The 16,723-nt window shown below is 48.8% G+C and carries 18 protein-coding genes, 1 pseudogene and 1 other annotated feature; of the genes and pseudogenes, 11 read left to right on the plus strand and 8 right to left on the minus strand.

What is annotated here, in order from left to right; genetic code table 11:
• Positions 1-4: 4 nt before the first annotated feature.
• From rimM to OGY17_RS20530, 6 genes and pseudogenes are all read left to right on the plus strand, one after another.
• Entirely contained in the window at positions 5-553 is a 549-nt protein-coding gene (gene rimM / locus OGY17_RS20510; RefSeq protein WP_003031230.1) for a ribosome maturation factor RimM, read from the plus strand.
• Between the two features lie 44 nt (positions 554-597).
• Positions 598-1,365 (plus strand): tRNA (guanosine(37)-N1)-methyltransferase TrmD, encoded by a 768-nt coding sequence (gene trmD / locus OGY17_RS20515; protein WP_003031232.1) that lies wholly within the window; start codon positions 598-600, stop codon positions 1,363-1,365.
• Between the two features lie 39 nt (positions 1,366-1,404).
• Positions 1,405-1,752 (plus strand): 50S ribosomal protein L19, encoded by a 348-nt coding sequence (gene rplS, locus OGY17_RS20520; RefSeq protein WP_002914145.1) that lies wholly within the window; start codon positions 1,405-1,407, stop codon positions 1,750-1,752.
• Between the two features lie 515 nt (positions 1,753-2,267).
• The gene (locus OGY17_RS23375) at positions 2,268-2,444 is read left to right on the plus strand and encodes a YdcA family protein (protein ID WP_458573879.1); all 177 of its coding nucleotides are present in this window, start codon (positions 2,268-2,270) and stop codon (positions 2,442-2,444) included.
• Between the two features lie 62 nt (positions 2,445-2,506).
• Positions 2,507-2,878: pseudogene (locus OGY17_RS20525) on the plus strand (tyrosine-type recombinase/integrase); the annotation flags it as partial.
• Positions 2,860-3,693, plus strand: a complete 834-nt coding sequence (locus OGY17_RS20530) for a hypothetical protein (protein ID WP_234103736.1) — start codon at positions 2,860-2,862, stop codon at positions 3,691-3,693. The pseudogene OGY17_RS20525 and the gene OGY17_RS20530, both read left to right, overlap by 19 nt.
• Before the next feature lie 257 nt (positions 3,694-3,950).
• On the opposite strand, the gene OGY17_RS20535 is transcribed toward OGY17_RS20530, so the two are convergent.
• The 4 genes from OGY17_RS20535 to OGY17_RS20550 all read right to left on the minus strand — a co-directional run bounded on the left by OGY17_RS20535 (position 3,951) and on the right by OGY17_RS20550 (position 6,716).
• Positions 3,951-4,433 carry an OmpA family protein gene (locus OGY17_RS20535; RefSeq protein ID WP_003826447.1) on the minus strand — a complete coding sequence of 161 codons (483 nt, stop codon included), beginning with the start codon at positions 4,431-4,433 and terminating at the stop codon, positions 3,951-3,953.
• Between the two features lie 12 nt (positions 4,434-4,445).
• Positions 4,446-5,672 (minus strand): diguanylate cyclase DgcN/YfiN, encoded by a 1,227-nt coding sequence (gene dgcN, locus OGY17_RS20540; RefSeq protein WP_003826449.1) that lies wholly within the window; start codon positions 5,670-5,672, stop codon positions 4,446-4,448.
• Positions 5,665-6,183 (minus strand): regulatory sequestration protein YfiR, encoded by a 519-nt coding sequence (yfiR, locus tag OGY17_RS20545; RefSeq protein WP_003826451.1) that lies wholly within the window; start codon positions 6,181-6,183, stop codon positions 5,665-5,667. Before yfiR ends, dgcN begins: the two co-directional genes overlap by 8 nt.
• 158 nt (positions 6,184-6,341) lie before the next feature.
• Positions 6,342-6,716 carry a DUF2799 domain-containing protein gene (locus OGY17_RS20550; RefSeq protein ID WP_008785516.1) on the minus strand — a complete coding sequence of 125 codons (375 nt, stop codon included), beginning with the start codon at positions 6,714-6,716 and terminating at the stop codon, positions 6,342-6,344.
• A gap of 215 nt (positions 6,717-6,931) precedes the next feature.
• On the opposite strand from OGY17_RS20550, the gene aroF reads away from it, so the two are divergent.
• Positions 6,932-8,002, plus strand: a complete 1,071-nt coding sequence (gene aroF / locus OGY17_RS20555) for a 3-deoxy-7-phosphoheptulonate synthase AroF (RefSeq protein WP_003031241.1) — start codon at positions 6,932-6,934, stop codon at positions 8,000-8,002.
• A gap of 10 nt (positions 8,003-8,012) precedes the next feature.
• Positions 8,013-9,134: a bifunctional chorismate mutase/prephenate dehydrogenase gene (gene tyrA, locus OGY17_RS20560; RefSeq protein ID WP_003826456.1), complete on the plus strand. Its 1,122-nt coding sequence runs from the start codon at positions 8,013-8,015 to the stop codon at positions 9,132-9,134.
• Between the two features lie 96 nt (positions 9,135-9,230).
• Here tyrA and pheA read toward each other — a convergent pair whose 3' ends face one another.
• From pheA to bamD, 4 genes are all read right to left on the minus strand, one after another.
• Positions 9,231-10,391 carry a bifunctional chorismate mutase/prephenate dehydratase gene (gene pheA / locus OGY17_RS20565; RefSeq protein ID WP_003826458.1) on the minus strand — a complete coding sequence of 387 codons (1,161 nt, stop codon included), beginning with the start codon at positions 10,389-10,391 and terminating at the stop codon, positions 9,231-9,233.
• Between the two features lie 22 nt (positions 10,392-10,413).
• Positions 10,414-10,539 (minus strand) — a sequence feature (Phe leader region).
• Positions 10,491-10,538 carry a pheA operon leader peptide PheL gene (pheL, locus tag OGY17_RS20570; protein WP_100250063.1) on the minus strand — a complete coding sequence of 16 codons (48 nt, stop codon included), beginning with the start codon at positions 10,536-10,538 and terminating at the stop codon, positions 10,491-10,493. Its footprint overlaps the feature before it by 48 nt.
• A 102-nt stretch (positions 10,540-10,641) precedes the next feature.
• Positions 10,642-10,980, minus strand: coding sequence for a ribosome-associated translation inhibitor RaiA (gene raiA / locus OGY17_RS20575; RefSeq protein WP_003031244.1), 339 nt, complete (start codon positions 10,978-10,980; stop codon positions 10,642-10,644).
• 269 nt (positions 10,981-11,249) lie between these two features.
• Complete coding sequence (gene bamD, locus OGY17_RS20580; protein ID WP_003826460.1) at positions 11,250-11,987, minus strand: outer membrane protein assembly factor BamD; 738 nt, start codon at positions 11,985-11,987, stop codon at positions 11,250-11,252.
• A 131-nt stretch (positions 11,988-12,118) separates the two neighbouring features.
• Here bamD and rluD point away from each other — a divergent pair, with 131 nt between their 5' ends.
• From rluD to clpB, 3 genes are all read left to right on the plus strand, one after another.
• On the plus strand, positions 12,119-13,099 hold the full coding sequence (gene rluD / locus OGY17_RS20585) for a 23S rRNA pseudouridine(1911/1915/1917) synthase RluD (RefSeq protein ID WP_003826464.1): 981 nt from the start codon (positions 12,119-12,121) through the stop codon (positions 13,097-13,099).
• The gene (yfiH, locus tag OGY17_RS20590) at positions 13,096-13,827 is read left to right on the plus strand and encodes a purine nucleoside phosphorylase YfiH (protein ID WP_071444931.1); all 732 of its coding nucleotides are present in this window, start codon (positions 13,096-13,098) and stop codon (positions 13,825-13,827) included. Before rluD ends, yfiH begins: the two co-directional genes overlap by 4 nt.
• Before the next feature lie 129 nt (positions 13,828-13,956).
• Entirely contained in the window at positions 13,957-16,530 is a 2,574-nt protein-coding gene (gene clpB / locus OGY17_RS20595) for an ATP-dependent chaperone ClpB (protein ID WP_234103915.1), read from the plus strand.
• Positions 16,531-16,723: the final 193 nt, after the last annotated feature.

A 16,723-nucleotide genomic window follows, 5' to 3' on the forward strand; every position in this document is an offset into this window, starting at 1 on the left:
CATGATGAGCAAGCAACTCGCCGCACAGGCTCCTGTGGAACCCATCGTTTTGGGGAAAATGGGGTCTTCTTACGGTATCCGTGGTTGGCTCAGAGTGTTTTCTTCCACTGAAGACGCCGAAAGCATTTTTGACTATCAGCCCTGGTTTATCCAGAAGGCGGGTCAGTGGCAGCAAGTACAGCTGGAAAGCTGGAAGCACCACAATCAGGATCTGATCATCAAGCTGAAAGGCGTTGACGATCGTGATTCGGCGAATCTACTGACTAATTGCGAAATTGTCGTGGATTCCTCGCAGTTGCCAGCGCTGGAAGATGGTTCCTACTACTGGAAAGACCTTATGGGCTGCCAGGTAGTGACTACTGAAGGCTACGATCTCGGTAAAGTCGTCGATATGATGGAAACCGGTTCGAATGACGTCATCGTCATCAAGGCAAACCTGAAAGATGCGTTTGGTATCAAGGAACGTCTTGTGCCGTTCCTCGATGGGCAGGTTATCAAGAAAGTCGATCTCGCTACTCGTACTATCGAAGTAGATTGGGATCCTGGTTTTTAAACCACCGGATAAACGGTAAAAGTCGGCGTTATGGGGATTGGCTTGTGTTTATAGGTATCGTTAGCCTGTTTCCAGAAATGTTCCGCGCAATTACCGATTACGGGGTAACTGGCCGGGCAGTAAAAAATGGCCTGCTGAACATCCAGAGTTGGAGTCCTCGTGACTTTACTCATGACCGGCACCGTACCGTGGACGATCGTCCTTACGGCGGCGGGCCGGGGATGTTAATGATGGTGCAACCTTTACGGGACGCCATTCATGCAGCAAAAGCTGCGGCTGGTGAAGGCGCAAAGGTGATTTATCTGTCACCTCAGGGACGCAAGCTTGATCAAGCGGGCGTCAGCGAACTGGCCACGAATCAAAAGCTGATTCTGGTATGTGGTCGCTATGAAGGAATAGATGAGCGCGTGATTCAAACCGAAATTGACGAAGAATGGTCAATCGGCGATTACGTACTCAGCGGCGGTGAGTTACCGGCAATGACGCTGATCGACTCCGTTTCCCGGTTTATTCCGGGAGTTCTGGGTCATGAAGCTTCGGCAATCGAAGATTCTTTTGCTGATGGGTTGCTGGATTGCCCGCACTATACCCGACCTGAAGTGTTAGAGCAGATGGAAGTACCGGCGGTGTTACTGTCGGGGAACCACGCTGAGATACGTCGCTGGCGTTTGAAGCAGTCGCTGGGCCGGACCTGGCTTAGAAGACCTGAACTTCTGGAAAACCTGGCTCTGACTGAAGAGCAAGCAAGGTTGCTGGCGGAGTTCAAAAAGGAACACGCACAACAGCAACATAAACATGATGGGCAGGCGTAAGCCCCCAATATCAGTTTACCCAGGATAAGAGATTAAATTATGAGCAACATTATTAAGCAACTTGAACAAGAACAGATGAAGCAGGACGTACCTTCCTTCCGTCCGGGTGATACCGTGGAAGTGAAAGTATGGGTTGTTGAAGGTTCCAAAAAACGTCTGCAGGCATTCGAGGGCGTGGTTATCGCTATTCGTAACCGCGGTCTGCACTCTGCATTCACTGTTCGTAAAATTTCCAACGGCGAAGGCGTTGAGCGTGTCTTCCAGACTCACTCTCCGGTAGTTGACAGCATTGCTGTTAAACGTCGTGGTGCTGTTCGTAAAGCTAAACTGTACTACCTGCGTGAGCGCACTGGTAAGTCTGCTCGTATCAAAGAGCGTCTTAACTAAGATTCGCGCAAGCGACATCCTGTTAGAAAAGGGCTGGCCGAAAGGCTGGCCCTTTTTTATTGATGCTGCCCATAATATGTCGAAATATTGTGGAGTGTGGTTAATAAATAAATTATCCGATATTTTGGCGGGAACTGAAGTTCAGAAAGCATTGTTTATTGTTGTTACGGTTGTAATGGTGGATGCAGTGCAGTTGATTACATGTTGATGGTGATTATAATAAAAATAATTATATTGATTTGGTTGCATCGCCTTGTTTTTACGACATATTAGAAACGGATCACAAACGGTAAACATTGTTTTGATAGTATGTGGTCTGTAATTGCGAAACCCAATGCTTCTATATTTACCAAGATTATTGTTTGGGTGATTACGCTGGGTTTGGTCCTGTAGCTGGCTAGTGCTCGATAAGGATTTTAGTACCTAACTGGTGCTAAAGCGTGCGAGGAATGTCAGGCAGCAACAATAAAAATCATGAGTAATATTTGATGTTCTCTATTTAAAGGATAATACTAATGAAAGTATGTTTTTCTTTTCTAATAATAATACTGCTCTCAATTTCATCTTCTACTGTATCTGCAAAAAACTACCCATGTTCTAAATCTAAAGGTGGAGTATCGCATTGCACCGCTGACGGAAAATTTGTCTGTAATGATGGTAGTATTAGTCGCTCTAAGAAAAAGTGTTCTTAAATATTGTCTTCTGAGGCTAACTGGATTATATGAAGCCGAATGTCTGACTCATTTACAGCTAGCTGACTTTCACGAAAACGGAGGGAAAGAAGAATCGTACGGTTCCGATCCCTCAGTGGCTCTGTTACGAGCTGGATCCTTTGCAGGGAAAAATGTACCACCCCTGCTATCAGGAGTTCAAGAAAATGCTGGCTCTGACCGATATACAGTTGGCTGAAGGACAAAAAACTCATGTATTACGACATACTTTTGCTAGTCATTTTATGATTAATTGTGGGAATATTCTGGTACTCCAGCAAATACTTGGACACGCGAATATTCGTGAGACCATGCGGTACGCACATTTTGCTCCAGACCATCTTGAAGAAGCTGTAATATTAAACACATTAGCTAATTTTAAAAATGGATTATTAAAATGGAAAAAGAAGAATTGACGTATGATGTTTATGAACGAAAGTTCATGGGGATAGCGAATCTCTCTGAAGTTATTATTTTTATTATAATAGTTTACTGTGTGTTATCAGGAACATCTTTAGTTAAAATTTATACCTATGTAACCAAAAATTATAATACGGAGGTATTCACGCCTGGTATTTGGTTTACAACACTTGGATTAACATTAATTCCTATATCATTCATAATTGTTAATGGGATTTCACCTGTCCAGAATGCCTTGCTCAGTATTTGTAAATTCAAACCAAGAGTAAAGCCTTCAAGTAGAGAAAGTGAGGTTGTGTATGACGATTGTATGGAGTATATGTCATTTCTTGCGGTGAGTTCTGGGAAATTGGCAAAAGATGTATTTAATCGAGGGATTATTTACCTTTTAGTAGGGATCTTTTTTTCAATAGCTGGAGTGTTATTTTTTTACAATCGTGTTAACTTTATAAAAACACCTGATGATTATAAAGAAATTCTGGTAATACTCGCTCCAAACTTTGGTGTTTTGTTTTTTATTGAATTGGTTTCATTTTATTTTCTCAAGCAGTATAGATCAACTATGGATGAGTTTCGGTACTATGAAGCAATAAAAAGATCCCGAGAAGAAAATTTGGCTACATTCAAAATTTTGATTGAAAAAGGTAAACCAGAGGAAGCAAGTACTATTATCGAAAAGATTAGTGTTAGATCGCAAATCGAAAAATTAAGAGAAGGCGAGACGAGTGATATTATTGAATCTAAAAAATTAGAAAAGGGCGAGTTAGAGGTCTTAGTGAAAGCGATCGAAGCGCTAAGACCCAAATCTTGATGACCACATTCTGCCCACATAACATGTTTTTGACCGCATTTGGTTGTAGCAGTGATACATAAAACTAACTGTTTGTAATGAAAATGTATGTTTATCAATAGTGTCATGTAAAAGCGTCTTAACTAAGATTCGCGCAAGCGACATCCTGTTAGAAAAGGGCTGGCCGAAAGGCTGGCCCTTTTTTTATCCCGACGTTTACTCTTTTGTTCTTTATGGCAATGGAAGGACTGCGCGGCGCGCAGCCAGTTGGGGGACGATTATGGTGTCGTGATCACGACCGCCACGCGGCGGTTTTCAGCGCGACCTTTTGATGTCTGGTTGCTGGCAATGGGATATTTCTTCCCGAGTCCCTGAGTAGTCAGGTTGGTGCGGGGAATATTAGCGCCCTGCGCCCAGGCATCGGCAACGACATTAGCGCGTTTGAGTGACAGAGCTTCGTTATAGCTGTCTTCACCGTAGTTATCAGTATGACCATCCAGGCGAGCATGATTTAGCCCGGTAGCTGCCAGTTTGGATGCCATTTCCTTGATCTGTTTTTCACTTTCAGGACGGAGTTTATAGTCATTTTTGTCAAACAGGATGGTGTCAGACAGGCCGAGAGACCAGTCTCCTGATGCTTCAGTAAATCCGTATGATTTCATGGCTGCAATTTGCTCTGGGGTAAATTTTCCCTGAGGTGCCTGACAGCCAGCCAGAATCAGTAAAAGCAGAAGAAACGGGGATAATAAACGTTTTAGCATGTGTGTAATTCCTTATTTTTTAATAATGCGTTCAGAACGCAAATGTTTAGCCTGATACATATTTTGATCGGCAAGTTCTTGTAATTTTTCGGCAGAGGCATGTTCCCACGTCAGCGCAAACCCAATACTGAGCGTCATGCTTGCCAGATGACCATTATGCAGGTCAAAAGGTCGGTTAAACTCTTGTGACAGTGCCGCGCAGATCCGCTGAACCTCATATTCAGAATGAACGCTGTACAGCACCATAGCGAACTCATCGCCGCCAAGTCTATATGGGTAATGGCGACTCCCCCCAAACTCGGATAACCTTTTTGCGACTTCAATCAGGACCCGATCCCCCGCTGCGTGGCCCCAGGTGTCATTAATAAATTTAAAATTGTCGCCATCAAGGAATAACAATGCCGAGCTGCTGTGGGCGGCATCATCATTCATTAGGGCATTTATGCTGCTGCGAAATGCGGCGCGATTTGCCAGACCCGTCAGAGGATCATGTAGTGCAGTACGCAACAGCTGAGCGTTTTTTGCCTGCAGTTTAAGTTGCCACTCCTCCATCTCGTCCAGCAGACTATTAAAGTCCAGGGCGAAGAGATGAAACTCTTCAATGCGTTCCTCTGATACGCGCCGTGAAAAGTTACGGTTGGTACGAACATCATGTACCACCTCGGTAATGTTTTGCAGTGCATCCACAACGCCATTGTGTAAATAGCGAGTGAGCATTAATGCAATTCCGGATGCCAACAGAATGCACCCGGTAAGGACGGCCAGCGACAAATAGATGAAATGACTGATAACGCTATCGCGCGCAGTCAATCGTACTTCGCCGATGACGTTGCCATTATGCAAAATCGGCTGAGTGACCGGTTGTGGGAACAGCCAGTGGCTGATCATCCCGCTGATCTTTTCAGTGGTATCCTGCGCGTTATAGCGCCAGGTGGCGATCACCTTCTGGTTTTTATTACGAACTTCTGCAACGGAAAATTGCCCCTGCTGACCCAGTGCCGCCAGCGTTTCAGTTGCTGCAACACTATCAGAAAAGACTAATGCAGCTTCGAGCGTACGGGTCATGGTAGCGGCAGTCAGATCCAGATTCTTTTGCGCATACTGTCTTAATGCCAGCACGGAAGAAATGCTGAGCAGCAGCCAGATCAGCATCATGGTTACCAGAACGCTGATTATGCTGATACGCCGTAATGTTCGCTTAAACGTCGGGCGTGCTATGGGAGAATGGCCCTTATCCATGCTTATTATTCCGTGCAAGCATCAATACGTCTGGACTGACCCTTACGCCGCTGCGTGAAAGGGAATCCATATTTACGGAAAATCTCACATCTTCGTCTTTAATTATGAGGCAAAAGGCGCTGCCAATAACGCATTCAGGGTTCTGTTCAGCAATTAATAACAATGCCTTAGTCGGATATTTATTCTTTAATTCCACCTGATAAGTAGGGGATTCTTTTCCAAAATAAAAACCGTCACACTGCGAAACTAATATTTCTTGTTCCGTACGGATGATGACGGGAAGATAGGGTAATGCGCCTGCACTGGTATCTTTCAGGACACTGGAAAAACGCGATGAAGAGAAAATACACAGTTTTGGGGGCCCGGAAAGTGCAGGCCAGCGTGTATAACTGACGATGCCGGAAACCATAGCGCGTACCGATTTTGCTTCTTCCGTAACGCTTTGGGCATACAGCGGTAATCCGGTCAGGAGCAGTGCCAGTAGAAGTATGAGTCGGTAAGAATAGCTCATGAATAGTTACCTACCAGCGTTTGCTGTAAAACGTCGAAATACATTCAAGATTGTTTGCAACAAAATAACATTATTTTCCTAAGCCGTCATTATTCCTAGAATAATGCTATTGGTGATTTAAGTTAAATCCTAATGGTTTATAAAATATAAACCATTGTTTAATTTAACCTTATCGAGGCAGCACCCTCGTTTGCCCCTTGCTGCCAGGCGCTGTGTAACTGGTCAACATTTTCGACAGTATCGCAACTGGGCGGAAAAGTTTTCCCGGTCAGGCCTCTGGCATAAACAAAATCCTGCTGGCAGGTTTTACGTTGTCCCTCGGCGTAACCCTTAAGGTATTCCGTACGATCGACGTCGGGGTCATTGTAGTTGTCGGCAAGCGTTTCATTATCTTTAACGGCATAACCCGAAATGGCATCTTGTATCCCGGCGTCGTACCAGTCGGTACCAGTCCAGGTAGGGGCATGGGTGTAGGGGTCTATCTGACATCCGCTAAGAAGTAATAGAAACAAGATGCTGATGAGTTGCTTCATTGCCTGTGCTCCTTCGTTTTTTTAAGCATAGTGGATCTGAAAATTCGGTGATGTAAATTTAAATGTACATTTGCAAGGGCTGTTTTTGCCTTGAAATAACATCATGTAAATTAAAATTTACGGATTGTGGATTGAAATCTTTACCTATTGTGATATCGTTATTTCCTCCTCGCTGAGGATCAACTATCGCAAACGAGCTAAACAGGATCACCATCATGCAAAAAGACGCGCTGAACAACGTACATATTACCGACGAACAGGTTCTGATGACTCCGGAGCAGCTGAAAGCTGAATTTCCGCTGAGCCAGGAGCAAGAGGCGCAAATCGCCCAGTCGCGTAAAACCATCTCAGATATTATCTCCGGTCGCGATCCGCGCCTGCTGGTCGTATGTGGCCCATGCTCCATTCACGATCCTGAAATGGCGATTGAGTATGCTCGTCGATTTAAAGCCCTTGCCGCAGAGGTCAGCGATAGCCTCTACCTGGTGATGCGCGTCTATTTTGAAAAACCCCGTACCACTGTCGGCTGGAAAGGGTTAATTAACGATCCTCATATGGATGGCTCTTTTGATGTTGAAGCAGGTCTGAAAATTGCGCGTCAGCTGCTGCTTGAACTGGTAAATATGGGACTGCCGCTGGCAACTGAAGCGCTGGATCCAAATAGCCCGCAATACCTGGGCGATCTGTTTAGCTGGTCCGCAATCGGTGCCCGTACTACGGAATCGCAGACTCACCGTGAAATGGCTTCCGGTCTTTCGATGCCGGTTGGCTTTAAGAATGGTACCGACGGTAGCCTGGCGACCGCCATTAACGCCATGCGTGCGGCTGCGCAGTCGCACCGCTTTGTCGGTATTAACCAGGCCGGGCAGGTTGCACTGCTGCAAACACAGGGGAATCCGGACGGTCACGTGATCTTGCGCGGGGGTAAAGCGCCGAACTACAGCCCGGCAGATGTCGCCCAGTGCGAAAAAGAGATGGAGCAGGCGGGACTACGACCTTCTCTGATGGTAGATTGCAGTCATGGTAATTCCAATAAAGATTACCGCCGTCAGCCTGCCGTGGCTGAATCCGTGATTGCACAAATCAAAGATGGCAATCGCTCGATCATTGGCTTGATGATTGAGAGTAATATTCACGAAGGCAACCAGTCTTCCGAACAGCCGCGCAGCGAAATGAAATACGGCGTATCCGTAACTGACGCCTGCATTAGCTGGGAAATGACGGATGCGCTGCTGCGTGAAATTAGCCAGGATTTAAACGGCCAGCTGTCGGCGCGTGTAGCATAAGAGGTTGGTTATGGTTGCTGAATTGACCGCATTACGCGATCAAATTGATGAAGTCGACAAGGCGTTGCTGGATTTACTGGCACGCCGCCTGGAGCTGGTTGCCGAAGTAGGTGAAGTAAAAAGCCGCTTTGGGCTGCCGATCTACGTGCCGGAGCGGGAAGCCTCTATGCTGGCCTCTCGTCGCGCGGAAGCGGAAGCCCTTGGCGTGCCGCCGGACCTGATTGAAGATGTGCTACGCCGCGTTATGCGTGAGTCCTACTCCAGTGAGAACGACAAAGGGTTTAAAACGCTTTGTCCTTCTCTGCGGCCGGTGGTGATTGTCGGCGGCGGCGGTCAGATGGGGCGTCTGTTCGAAAAAATGCTCACCCTGTCAGGTTACCAGGTGCGGATCCTGGAACAGCAGGACTGGGATCGCGCGCCGGAGATCGTCTCTGATGCCGGCATGGTGATCGTCAGCGTGCCGATCCACGTCACCGAGCAGGTGATCGCCAAACTACCACGTCTGCCGTCTGACTGCATCCTGGTGGATCTGGCTTCGGTGAAAAATGGTCCTTTACAGGCGATGCTGGCTGCACATGATGGCCCGGTGGTGGGGTTACACCCAATGTTTGGTCCGGATAGCGGCAGTCTGGCCAAACAGGTCGTCGTTTGGTGTGACGGACGTCAGCCGGAAGCTTATCAGTGGTTTCTGGAACAGATTCAGGTATGGGGTGCGCGACTGCATCGGATCAGCGCCGTTGAACATGACCAGAACATGGCGTTTATTCAGGCACTGCGTCACTTTGCGACCTTTGCTTACGGTCTGCATTTAGCGGAAGAGAACGTTCAACTGGAGCAGCTGCTGGCGCTCTCTTCGCCGATTTACCGGCTTGAGCTGGCGATGGTTGGCCGTCTGTTTGCCCAGGATCCGCAGCTCTATGCCGATATTATTATGTCGTCTGAGAGCAACCTTGCGCTGATTAAACGCTACTACCAACGTTTTGGCGAGGCGATCGGTTTACTGGAGCAGGGCGATAAGCAGGCGTTTATCGACAGTTTCCGTAAGGTGGAGCATTGGTTTGGCGATTATGCGAAACGCTTCCAGAGTGAAAGCCGTACTTTGTTACGCCAGGCGAATGATAGCCGTCCTTAATTAAGATGCCGGATGGCGGCTTCGCCTTATCCGGCCTTCAAAAATCGTATGAACCGTAGGCCGGATAAGCGTAGCGCCATCCGGCATTGTCAAACGTTAGCTCGGATCGACTGGCACCACGTTCTCACTTGGATAGCATCCCAGTACTTTCATCGAACGCGTAATCTCACCCAGCTCTTTCAATGCTTTTTGCATCTGGGGCGACTCCAGGTTGGCCTGGATATCAAGATAAAACATCTCTTCCCACGGATTGCCGTGAATCGGGCGTGACTCCAGTTTAGTCATAATCAGATTATGGTTACGCAGTACCAGCAGCGCCTCAACCAGCGCACCGGCTTGTTGCCCCGTCGCCATCAACAGGGTTGTTTTTGCCGGAACCTGATCGGAAACATTGATTGCTTTGCGTGCCAGCACCACGAAGCGGGTGATGTTTTGCGACTGGTTAGCCTCAATATGCTCGAGAACCTGCAATCCATACAGTACGCCTCCGGCTTCGCTCCCCAGGGCCGCCACACGCGGTGAGTTAGCCTGCGCAACTTTTTCCATCGCCGCAGAGGTGCTTTCAGTGTACTCAATCTTCCAGTGCGGGTAGCGATTCAGGAACTTGCTGCACTGCTGGAACGGCTGCGGATGGCTATATACCGTTTCAATGGTCTCAAGATCCGTCGTGCCAGACACCAGTACACAGTGGTCTATCGTAATGGTCATCTCGCCAACGATAGACAGGCTGGTGTGCTGCAGCAGGTCGTAAACGTCGTTAATCCCACCGGAGCTGGTGTTTTCAATCGGTACCACAGCATAGTCAGCCTGTCCGGTTTCGACCTGATTAAAGATATCGGCAAATTTTGCGCAGCCGCTTTCAATAAATTGTTCAAAATGGCGAGCGGCGTACTGACGTGCGGCTAGATGGGAATATGACCCTTTTGGCCCAAGGAAGGCCACGCGCGCGGAGTGTGGGTTAATTTTGTTCAGGTGCTGCTGGAGCAGTGCCTGTTGAGTCAGGACGGAGTCTTCGATTATGAGCTGGAACAGGCGAGTAATGTAGTGAGCATCAAGATGATGTGCTTTGCCAAGCTGAATGAGTCGGTCCAAAAGGTCACGTTCACGGTCGATATCACGAACCGGACGATGCGAAAGCAGTTTGGCTTTACCAACTTCTACGGCCAGTCCACGTCGCTCAGCCAGCAGGGCCAGTAATTTTTCATCCAGCGTGCTGATCTTATCGCGCAGCGCCAGCAATGGGTTTTCCGATGTCATAGTGTTGCCTTTCTTGTTATCAATAAAAAAGGCCTCCCGTTGTGGGAGGCCTTATTGTTCGTCTTCGCATTCTTTATCACACGACGAAACGCCTCCCATTCAGGGGAAGGTAAAAAAGAATGCGAAGAAGAACGGGACAAGTTTCATGTAATTTTCCTTTGGCTACGTCAGTAAAGTACCCGTACTGTTTTCACCCTGTCAACAAAAAACGCGCCCGAAGGCGCGTTGGCGATACACTCAATGTAAGGGACTACTCTTCTTCTGCTTCGACGAAGTTGGCGTCTTTGACTGAAGTTGTTGCACGACGGGCTTCGCCTTTGTGCTGCACTTTATTGAGCTGCCGTTCCAGCTTGTTGATCAAATCGTTAATTGCTGTGTACATATCCTCGTGTTTTGCGCTGGCGACCAGATGTCCGTTCGGTGTATTGATGGTGGCATCAGCAATGAAACCCTGTGGCTCCTTAGACAGAATGATATGTGGATTAATCAGATGAGTTTGCCATTTTTCTAGTTTGGCGAGACGGTCTGCGACATGCTGGCGAATTGCCGGAGTAATTTCCATTTGTTTACTGGTAATGTTCATTGTCATAAATTTTACCTCTTGTCTTTCCCGTCTTGGTGATTCCAGCATACCGTTCCTAATGTCAAAATGTGTGATCCGAATCACATTATTTTGTCGCTTTTTGTCAAGAAAACCTTTTTGTGAGGCACCGCAGGAACAGGCGATTTTTTACTTGAGGAATACCTGAAAGCAGGCCATATTTGATGAGATGCGTCGGAGCTAAACCGCTTCAGTTGTGGCGTTAACGGATAAAAAAACGGCAGCCCTTGGGCTGCCGTTTTGCATTCTGAGGCAAATCAGGTATTGCTGCTGTTGGCGGCAATGATTTTCGCGACTTTTTCAGCCTGCGCATTCATCTGCATCTGGCGATAAGCGTTTTCCATCAACGGCAGGGCATTACGTGTTGCCTGGGTATCCGGGTAGTCGCGCAGCATGCCTTCCACACGGTTTACCACGGCAACCCATGCGCCGCGGGCAGTGTAGTATTCTGCAACGGAGTATTCATACTTCGCCAGGCGGTCTTTCAGGAACACCAGACGTTTGGTGGCGTCAGTGGTGTACTGGCTATTCGGATACCCACGCACCAGTTTGGAAAAGTCATTAAACGCAGCTCGGGCATGTTGCGGATCGCGATCGCTGCGATCAACACCAAAGAATCCTTGCAGTGCGCTATCATCCAACGCCATATTGGTCAGGCCACGCATATACATGACATAATCAATGTTAGGGTGTGTCGGGTTAAGACGGATAAAACGATCGATGGCAGCCTGAGCAAGTGGCAGATCGGCGTTTTTGTAGTAGGCGTAGATGAGATCTAATTGCACCTGCTGAGAATACGGTCCAAATGGATAACGGTTATCCAACGCTTCCAATTGCGTTATTGCCTGTTTCCAGTTACCGTCCTGCAGCTTTTGCTGAGCAGTCGCGTAGATTTCATTTGGCGGATTATCGGGCACCTCTTCCTTTGAACCAGAGCAACCCGCCAAAAACAGGCTCAACGTGGCTGCTGCCACCAGATATTTCATGCGCGTCATGACGTTTTGACTTTCCTCAAAATGTAATACGGGAGATTCTCTGTTCCTGCTCCCGGTTAAGACCAGCTACAATAGCACACTATATTAAACGGCAAAGCCGTAAAACCCAACGTTAAACGAAGAAGCAGTTTATGGCACAACGAGTAGAACTCACCGCAACAGTCTCCGAAAATCAGCTCGGTCAACGCTTAGATCAGGCTTTGGCCGAATTGTTCCCTGATTATTCGCGATCGCGCATAAAAGAATGGATCCTCGACCAGCGCGTACTGGTAAATGACCAACTTTGCGATAAACCGAAAGAAAAAGTGTTGGGTGGAGAGCGTGTCTCCATCAATGCAGAAATTGATGAAGAGGTTCGTTTTGAACCTCAGGATATCCCACTGGATATCGTTTATGAAGATGACGACATTCTTGTCATCAACAAACCCCGTGACCTTGTAGTGCATCCGGGCGCCGGGAATCCTGATGGTACGGTATTGAATGCGTTACTGCATTACTACCCGCCAATCGCGGATGTTCCTCGTGCTGGTATCGTGCACCGTCTGGATAAAGACACGACCGGATTAATGGTGGTGGCAAAAACGGTTCCGGCGCAAACACGTTTGGTGGAGTCGTTGCAGCTGCGCGAAATTACCCGTGAGTACGAAGCCGTGGCAATTGGTCACATGACTGCTGGCGGAACCGTTGAGGAACCGATTAGCCGTCACCCGACTAAGCGTACGCACATGGCGGTACACCCAATGGGGAAACCGGCGGTAACGCACTATCGCATTATGGAACACTTCCGTGTGCACACGCGTCTGCGGTTGCGTCTGGAAACCGGACGTACGCACCAGATCCGCGTGCACATGGCACATATCACTCATCCGCTGGTGGGCGATCAGGTTTACGGCGGTCGTCCACGTCCACCGAAAGGCGCTTCTGACGAATTTATCTCCGTACTGCGTAAGTTCGACCGTCAAGCGCTGCACGCGACCATGCTGCGTTTGTATCACCCGATTTCCGGTATCGAAATGGAATGGCATGCGCCGATCCCACAAGATATGGTGCAGTTGATTGAAGTGATGCGCGCTGATTTCGAAGAACATAAGGATGATATTGCCTGGCTATGAGTAAGCTAATTGTCCCGCAGTGGCCGATACCGCAAGGTGTCGCGGCGTGTAGTTCTACCCGTATTGGCGGAGTCAGTATGCCGCCTTACGATTCGCTGAATCTGGGCGCCCATTGCGGCGATAACCCGGAGCATGTTGAAGAGAACCGCAAACGACTGTTTGCTGCGGGCAATCTGCCGTCAAAGCCAGTCTGGCTGGAGCAGGTCCACGGTAAGGATGTCCTGAAACTGACCGGCGAGCCTTACACCTGCAAACGCGCAGATGCGTCGTACAGCAACACGCCGGGCACCGTGTGTGCGGTGATGACCGCTGATTGTTTGCCGGTGTTGTTTTGCAATCGTGCCGGAACGGAAGTTGCTGCGGCCCATGCGGGTTGGCGCGGATTATGCGCCGGCGTGCTGGAAGAGACGGTGGCGTGTTTTGCCGACAAACCTGAAAACATTATTGCCTGGCTAGGCCCGGCGATAGGTCCAAACGCGTTTGAAGTTGGACCAGAAGTCCGCGAGGCGTTCATGACGAAAGATCCGCAAGCGGACCTCGCATTTGTACCGCGTGGCGACAAGTATCTGGCGGATATCTACCAGCTTGCGCGCCAGCGTCTGTCCAGTGTCGGGGTAGAGAACATCCACGGCGGCGACCGTTGCACCTTCAGCGAAAGTGAGACGTTCTTCTCTTATCGTCGCGACAATACCACGGGTCGTATGGCAAGTTTTATTTGGCTGATATAACCTAAAGAATCAAGACGATCCGGTACGTGTAATTTTCTTTTCACATAATTCAGGTCATTCACCTTGAATAATTGAGGGATGACCTCATTTAATCTCCAGTAGCAATTTTGACCTGTTATGGGAGGAGTTATGCGTCTGGATCGTCTTACTAATAAATTCCAGCTTGCTCTTGCCGATGCCCAGTCACTCGCATTGGGGCACGACAATCAATTCATCGAACCACTTCATCTAATGAGCGCCTTGCTGAATCAGGAAGGGGGATCGGTACGTCCTTTATTAACGTCTGCTGGCATTAATGCTGGCCAGTTACGTACAGCCATTGACCAGGCGTTGAGCCGTTTGCCACAGGTAGAAGGTACCGGTGGCGATGTGCAGCCTTCTCAGGAACTGGTGCGTGTACTGAATCTTTGCGACAAGCTGGCGCAAAAACGTGGGGACAACTTTATTTCGTCAGAACTGTTCGTTCTGGCGGCGCTTGAGTCACGCGGTACGCTGACCGACTTATTAAAATCAGCAGGCGCGACGACCGCCAATATCACTCAGGCAATTGAACAAATGCGTGGAGGTGAAAGCGTGAATGACCAGGGGGCTGAAGACCAACGTCAGGCCTTGAAAAAATATACCGTCGATCTGACCGAACGTGCCGAACAGGGCAAACTCGATCCGGTCATCGGCCGTGATGAAGAAATTCGCCGTACCATTCAGGTGCTGCAACGTCGTACTAAAAATAACCCGGTGTTAATCGGTGAACCCGGTGTCGGTAAAACCGCCATCGTTGAAGGGCTGGCCCAACGCATCATCAATGGTGAAGTGCCGGAAGGCTTAAAAGGCCGTCGTGTACTGGCGCTGGATATGGGCGCGCTGGTGGCTGGGGCCAAATATCGTGGTGAGTTTGAAGAACGTTTAAAAGGTGTGCTGAACGATCTCTCGAAACAGGAAGGCAACGTCATTCTGTTTATCGACGAATTGCATACCATGGTTGGGGCGGGTAAAGCCGATGGCGCAATGGACGCCGGGAACATGCTGAAACCAGCACTGGCTCGCGGGGAACTGCACTGCGTAGGCGCAACAACGCTTGATGAGTATCGCCAGTACATCGAAAAAGATGCGGCGCTGGAACGTCGTTTCCAGAAAGTGTTTGTGGCTGAACCTTCAGTGGAAGACACCATCGCAATCTTGCGTGGCCTGAAAGAACGTTATGAACTGCACCATCATGTGCAGATTACTGACCCGGCGATTGTTGCGGCTGCTACGCTGTCTCATCGATATATTGCCGATCGTCAGTTGCCGGATAAAGCTATCGACCTTATTGACGAAGCGGCATCCAGCATTCGTATGCAGATTGACTCCAAGCCGGAGGAACTCGACAGACTCGACCGCCGTATTATCCAGCTCAAACTGGAACAGCAGGCATTAATGAAAGAGTCTGATGAGGCAAGTAAAAAACGTCTCGATATGCTCAACGAAGAGCTGGACGACAAAGAACGCCAGTATTCTGAGTTAGAGGAAGAGTGGAAAGCTGAAAAAGCTTCCCTCTCGGGAACGCAAACTATCAAGGCTGAGCTGGAGCAGGCAAAAATCGCCATCGAACAGGCGCGCCGCGTTGGCGACCTGGCGCGGATGTCTGAACTGCAGTACGGCAAAATTCCTGAACTGGAAAAACAACTGGAAGCAGCCACCCAGTCTGAAGGCAAAACCATGCGTCTGCTGCGTAATAAAGTTACGGATGCAGAAATTGCTGAGGTGCTGGCGCGCTGGACCGGGATCCCAGTTGCTCGCATGCTGGAAGGCGAACGAGAAAAACTGTTGCGTATGGAGCAGGAGCTGCACAGCCGCGTGATTGGTCAGAACGAAGCGGTGGAAGCCGTTTCTAACGCCATCCGTCGTAGCCGTGCGGGCTTGTCCGATCCGAATCGTCCGATTGGTTCATTCCTGTTCCTTGGTCCAACCGGTGTCGGTAAAACCGAACTGTGCAAAGCGCTGGCAAACTTTATGTTCGACAGTGACGATGCAATGGTGCGTATCGATATGTCCGAGTTTATGGAGAAACACTCGGTGTCTCGTTTGGTCGGGGCACCTCCGGGATATGTCGGTTATGAAGAGGGTGGTTACCTGACGGAAGCAGTACGTCGTCGTCCTTACTCCGTCATCTTGTTGGATGAAGTGGAGAAAGCACACCTGGATGTGTTCAACATTCTGCTGCAGGTGCTTGACGATGGTCGTTTGACTGACGGACAGGGGAGAACGGTCGACTTCCGTAATACGGTTGTTATCATGACCTCGAACCTGGGGTCCGATCTGATCCAGGAACGCTTCGGCGAGTTGGATTACGGTCACATGAAAGATATGGTGCTGGGCGTCGTGAGCCACAACTTCCGCCCGGAATTCATCAACCGTATAGATGAGGTTGTTGTATTCCATCCGTTGGGTGAGCAGCATATTGCTTCTATTGCTCAGATCCAGTTGCAGCGTCTGTACAAACGTCTGGAAGAGCGTGGCTATGAAATCCATATTTCTGACGAGGCGCTTAAACTGCTGAGCGCGAATGGTTACGATCCGGTGTATGGCGCGCGTCCATTGAAACGTGCTATCCAGCAGCAGATCGAAAACCCGCTGGCGCAGCAAATTCTGTCTGGTGAACTGATTCCGGGCAAAACGATTCGTCTGGAAGTGAATGACGATCGCATAGTGGCAGTGCAGTAAGTCACAAAACAACAATAAACGGGCCCTGCGGGGCTCGTTTTTGTTTAAAATCCAGGCGAAAATGGACGTATTGATTGAAAAGTAATCGCTTGATAAGTTTTTTATATTTTTAACTTGTCAGCCTGAAATAACTCCCTATAATGCGCCTCCACTGACACGGAACAACGGATTACAAGCCGCCGGGTCAGCGGGG

Origin of the sequence: Citrobacter sp. Cpo126 (assembly GCF_030332445.1) — a bacterium.
Lineage (GTDB): Bacteria > Pseudomonadota > Gammaproteobacteria > Enterobacterales > Enterobacteriaceae > Citrobacter > Citrobacter portucalensis.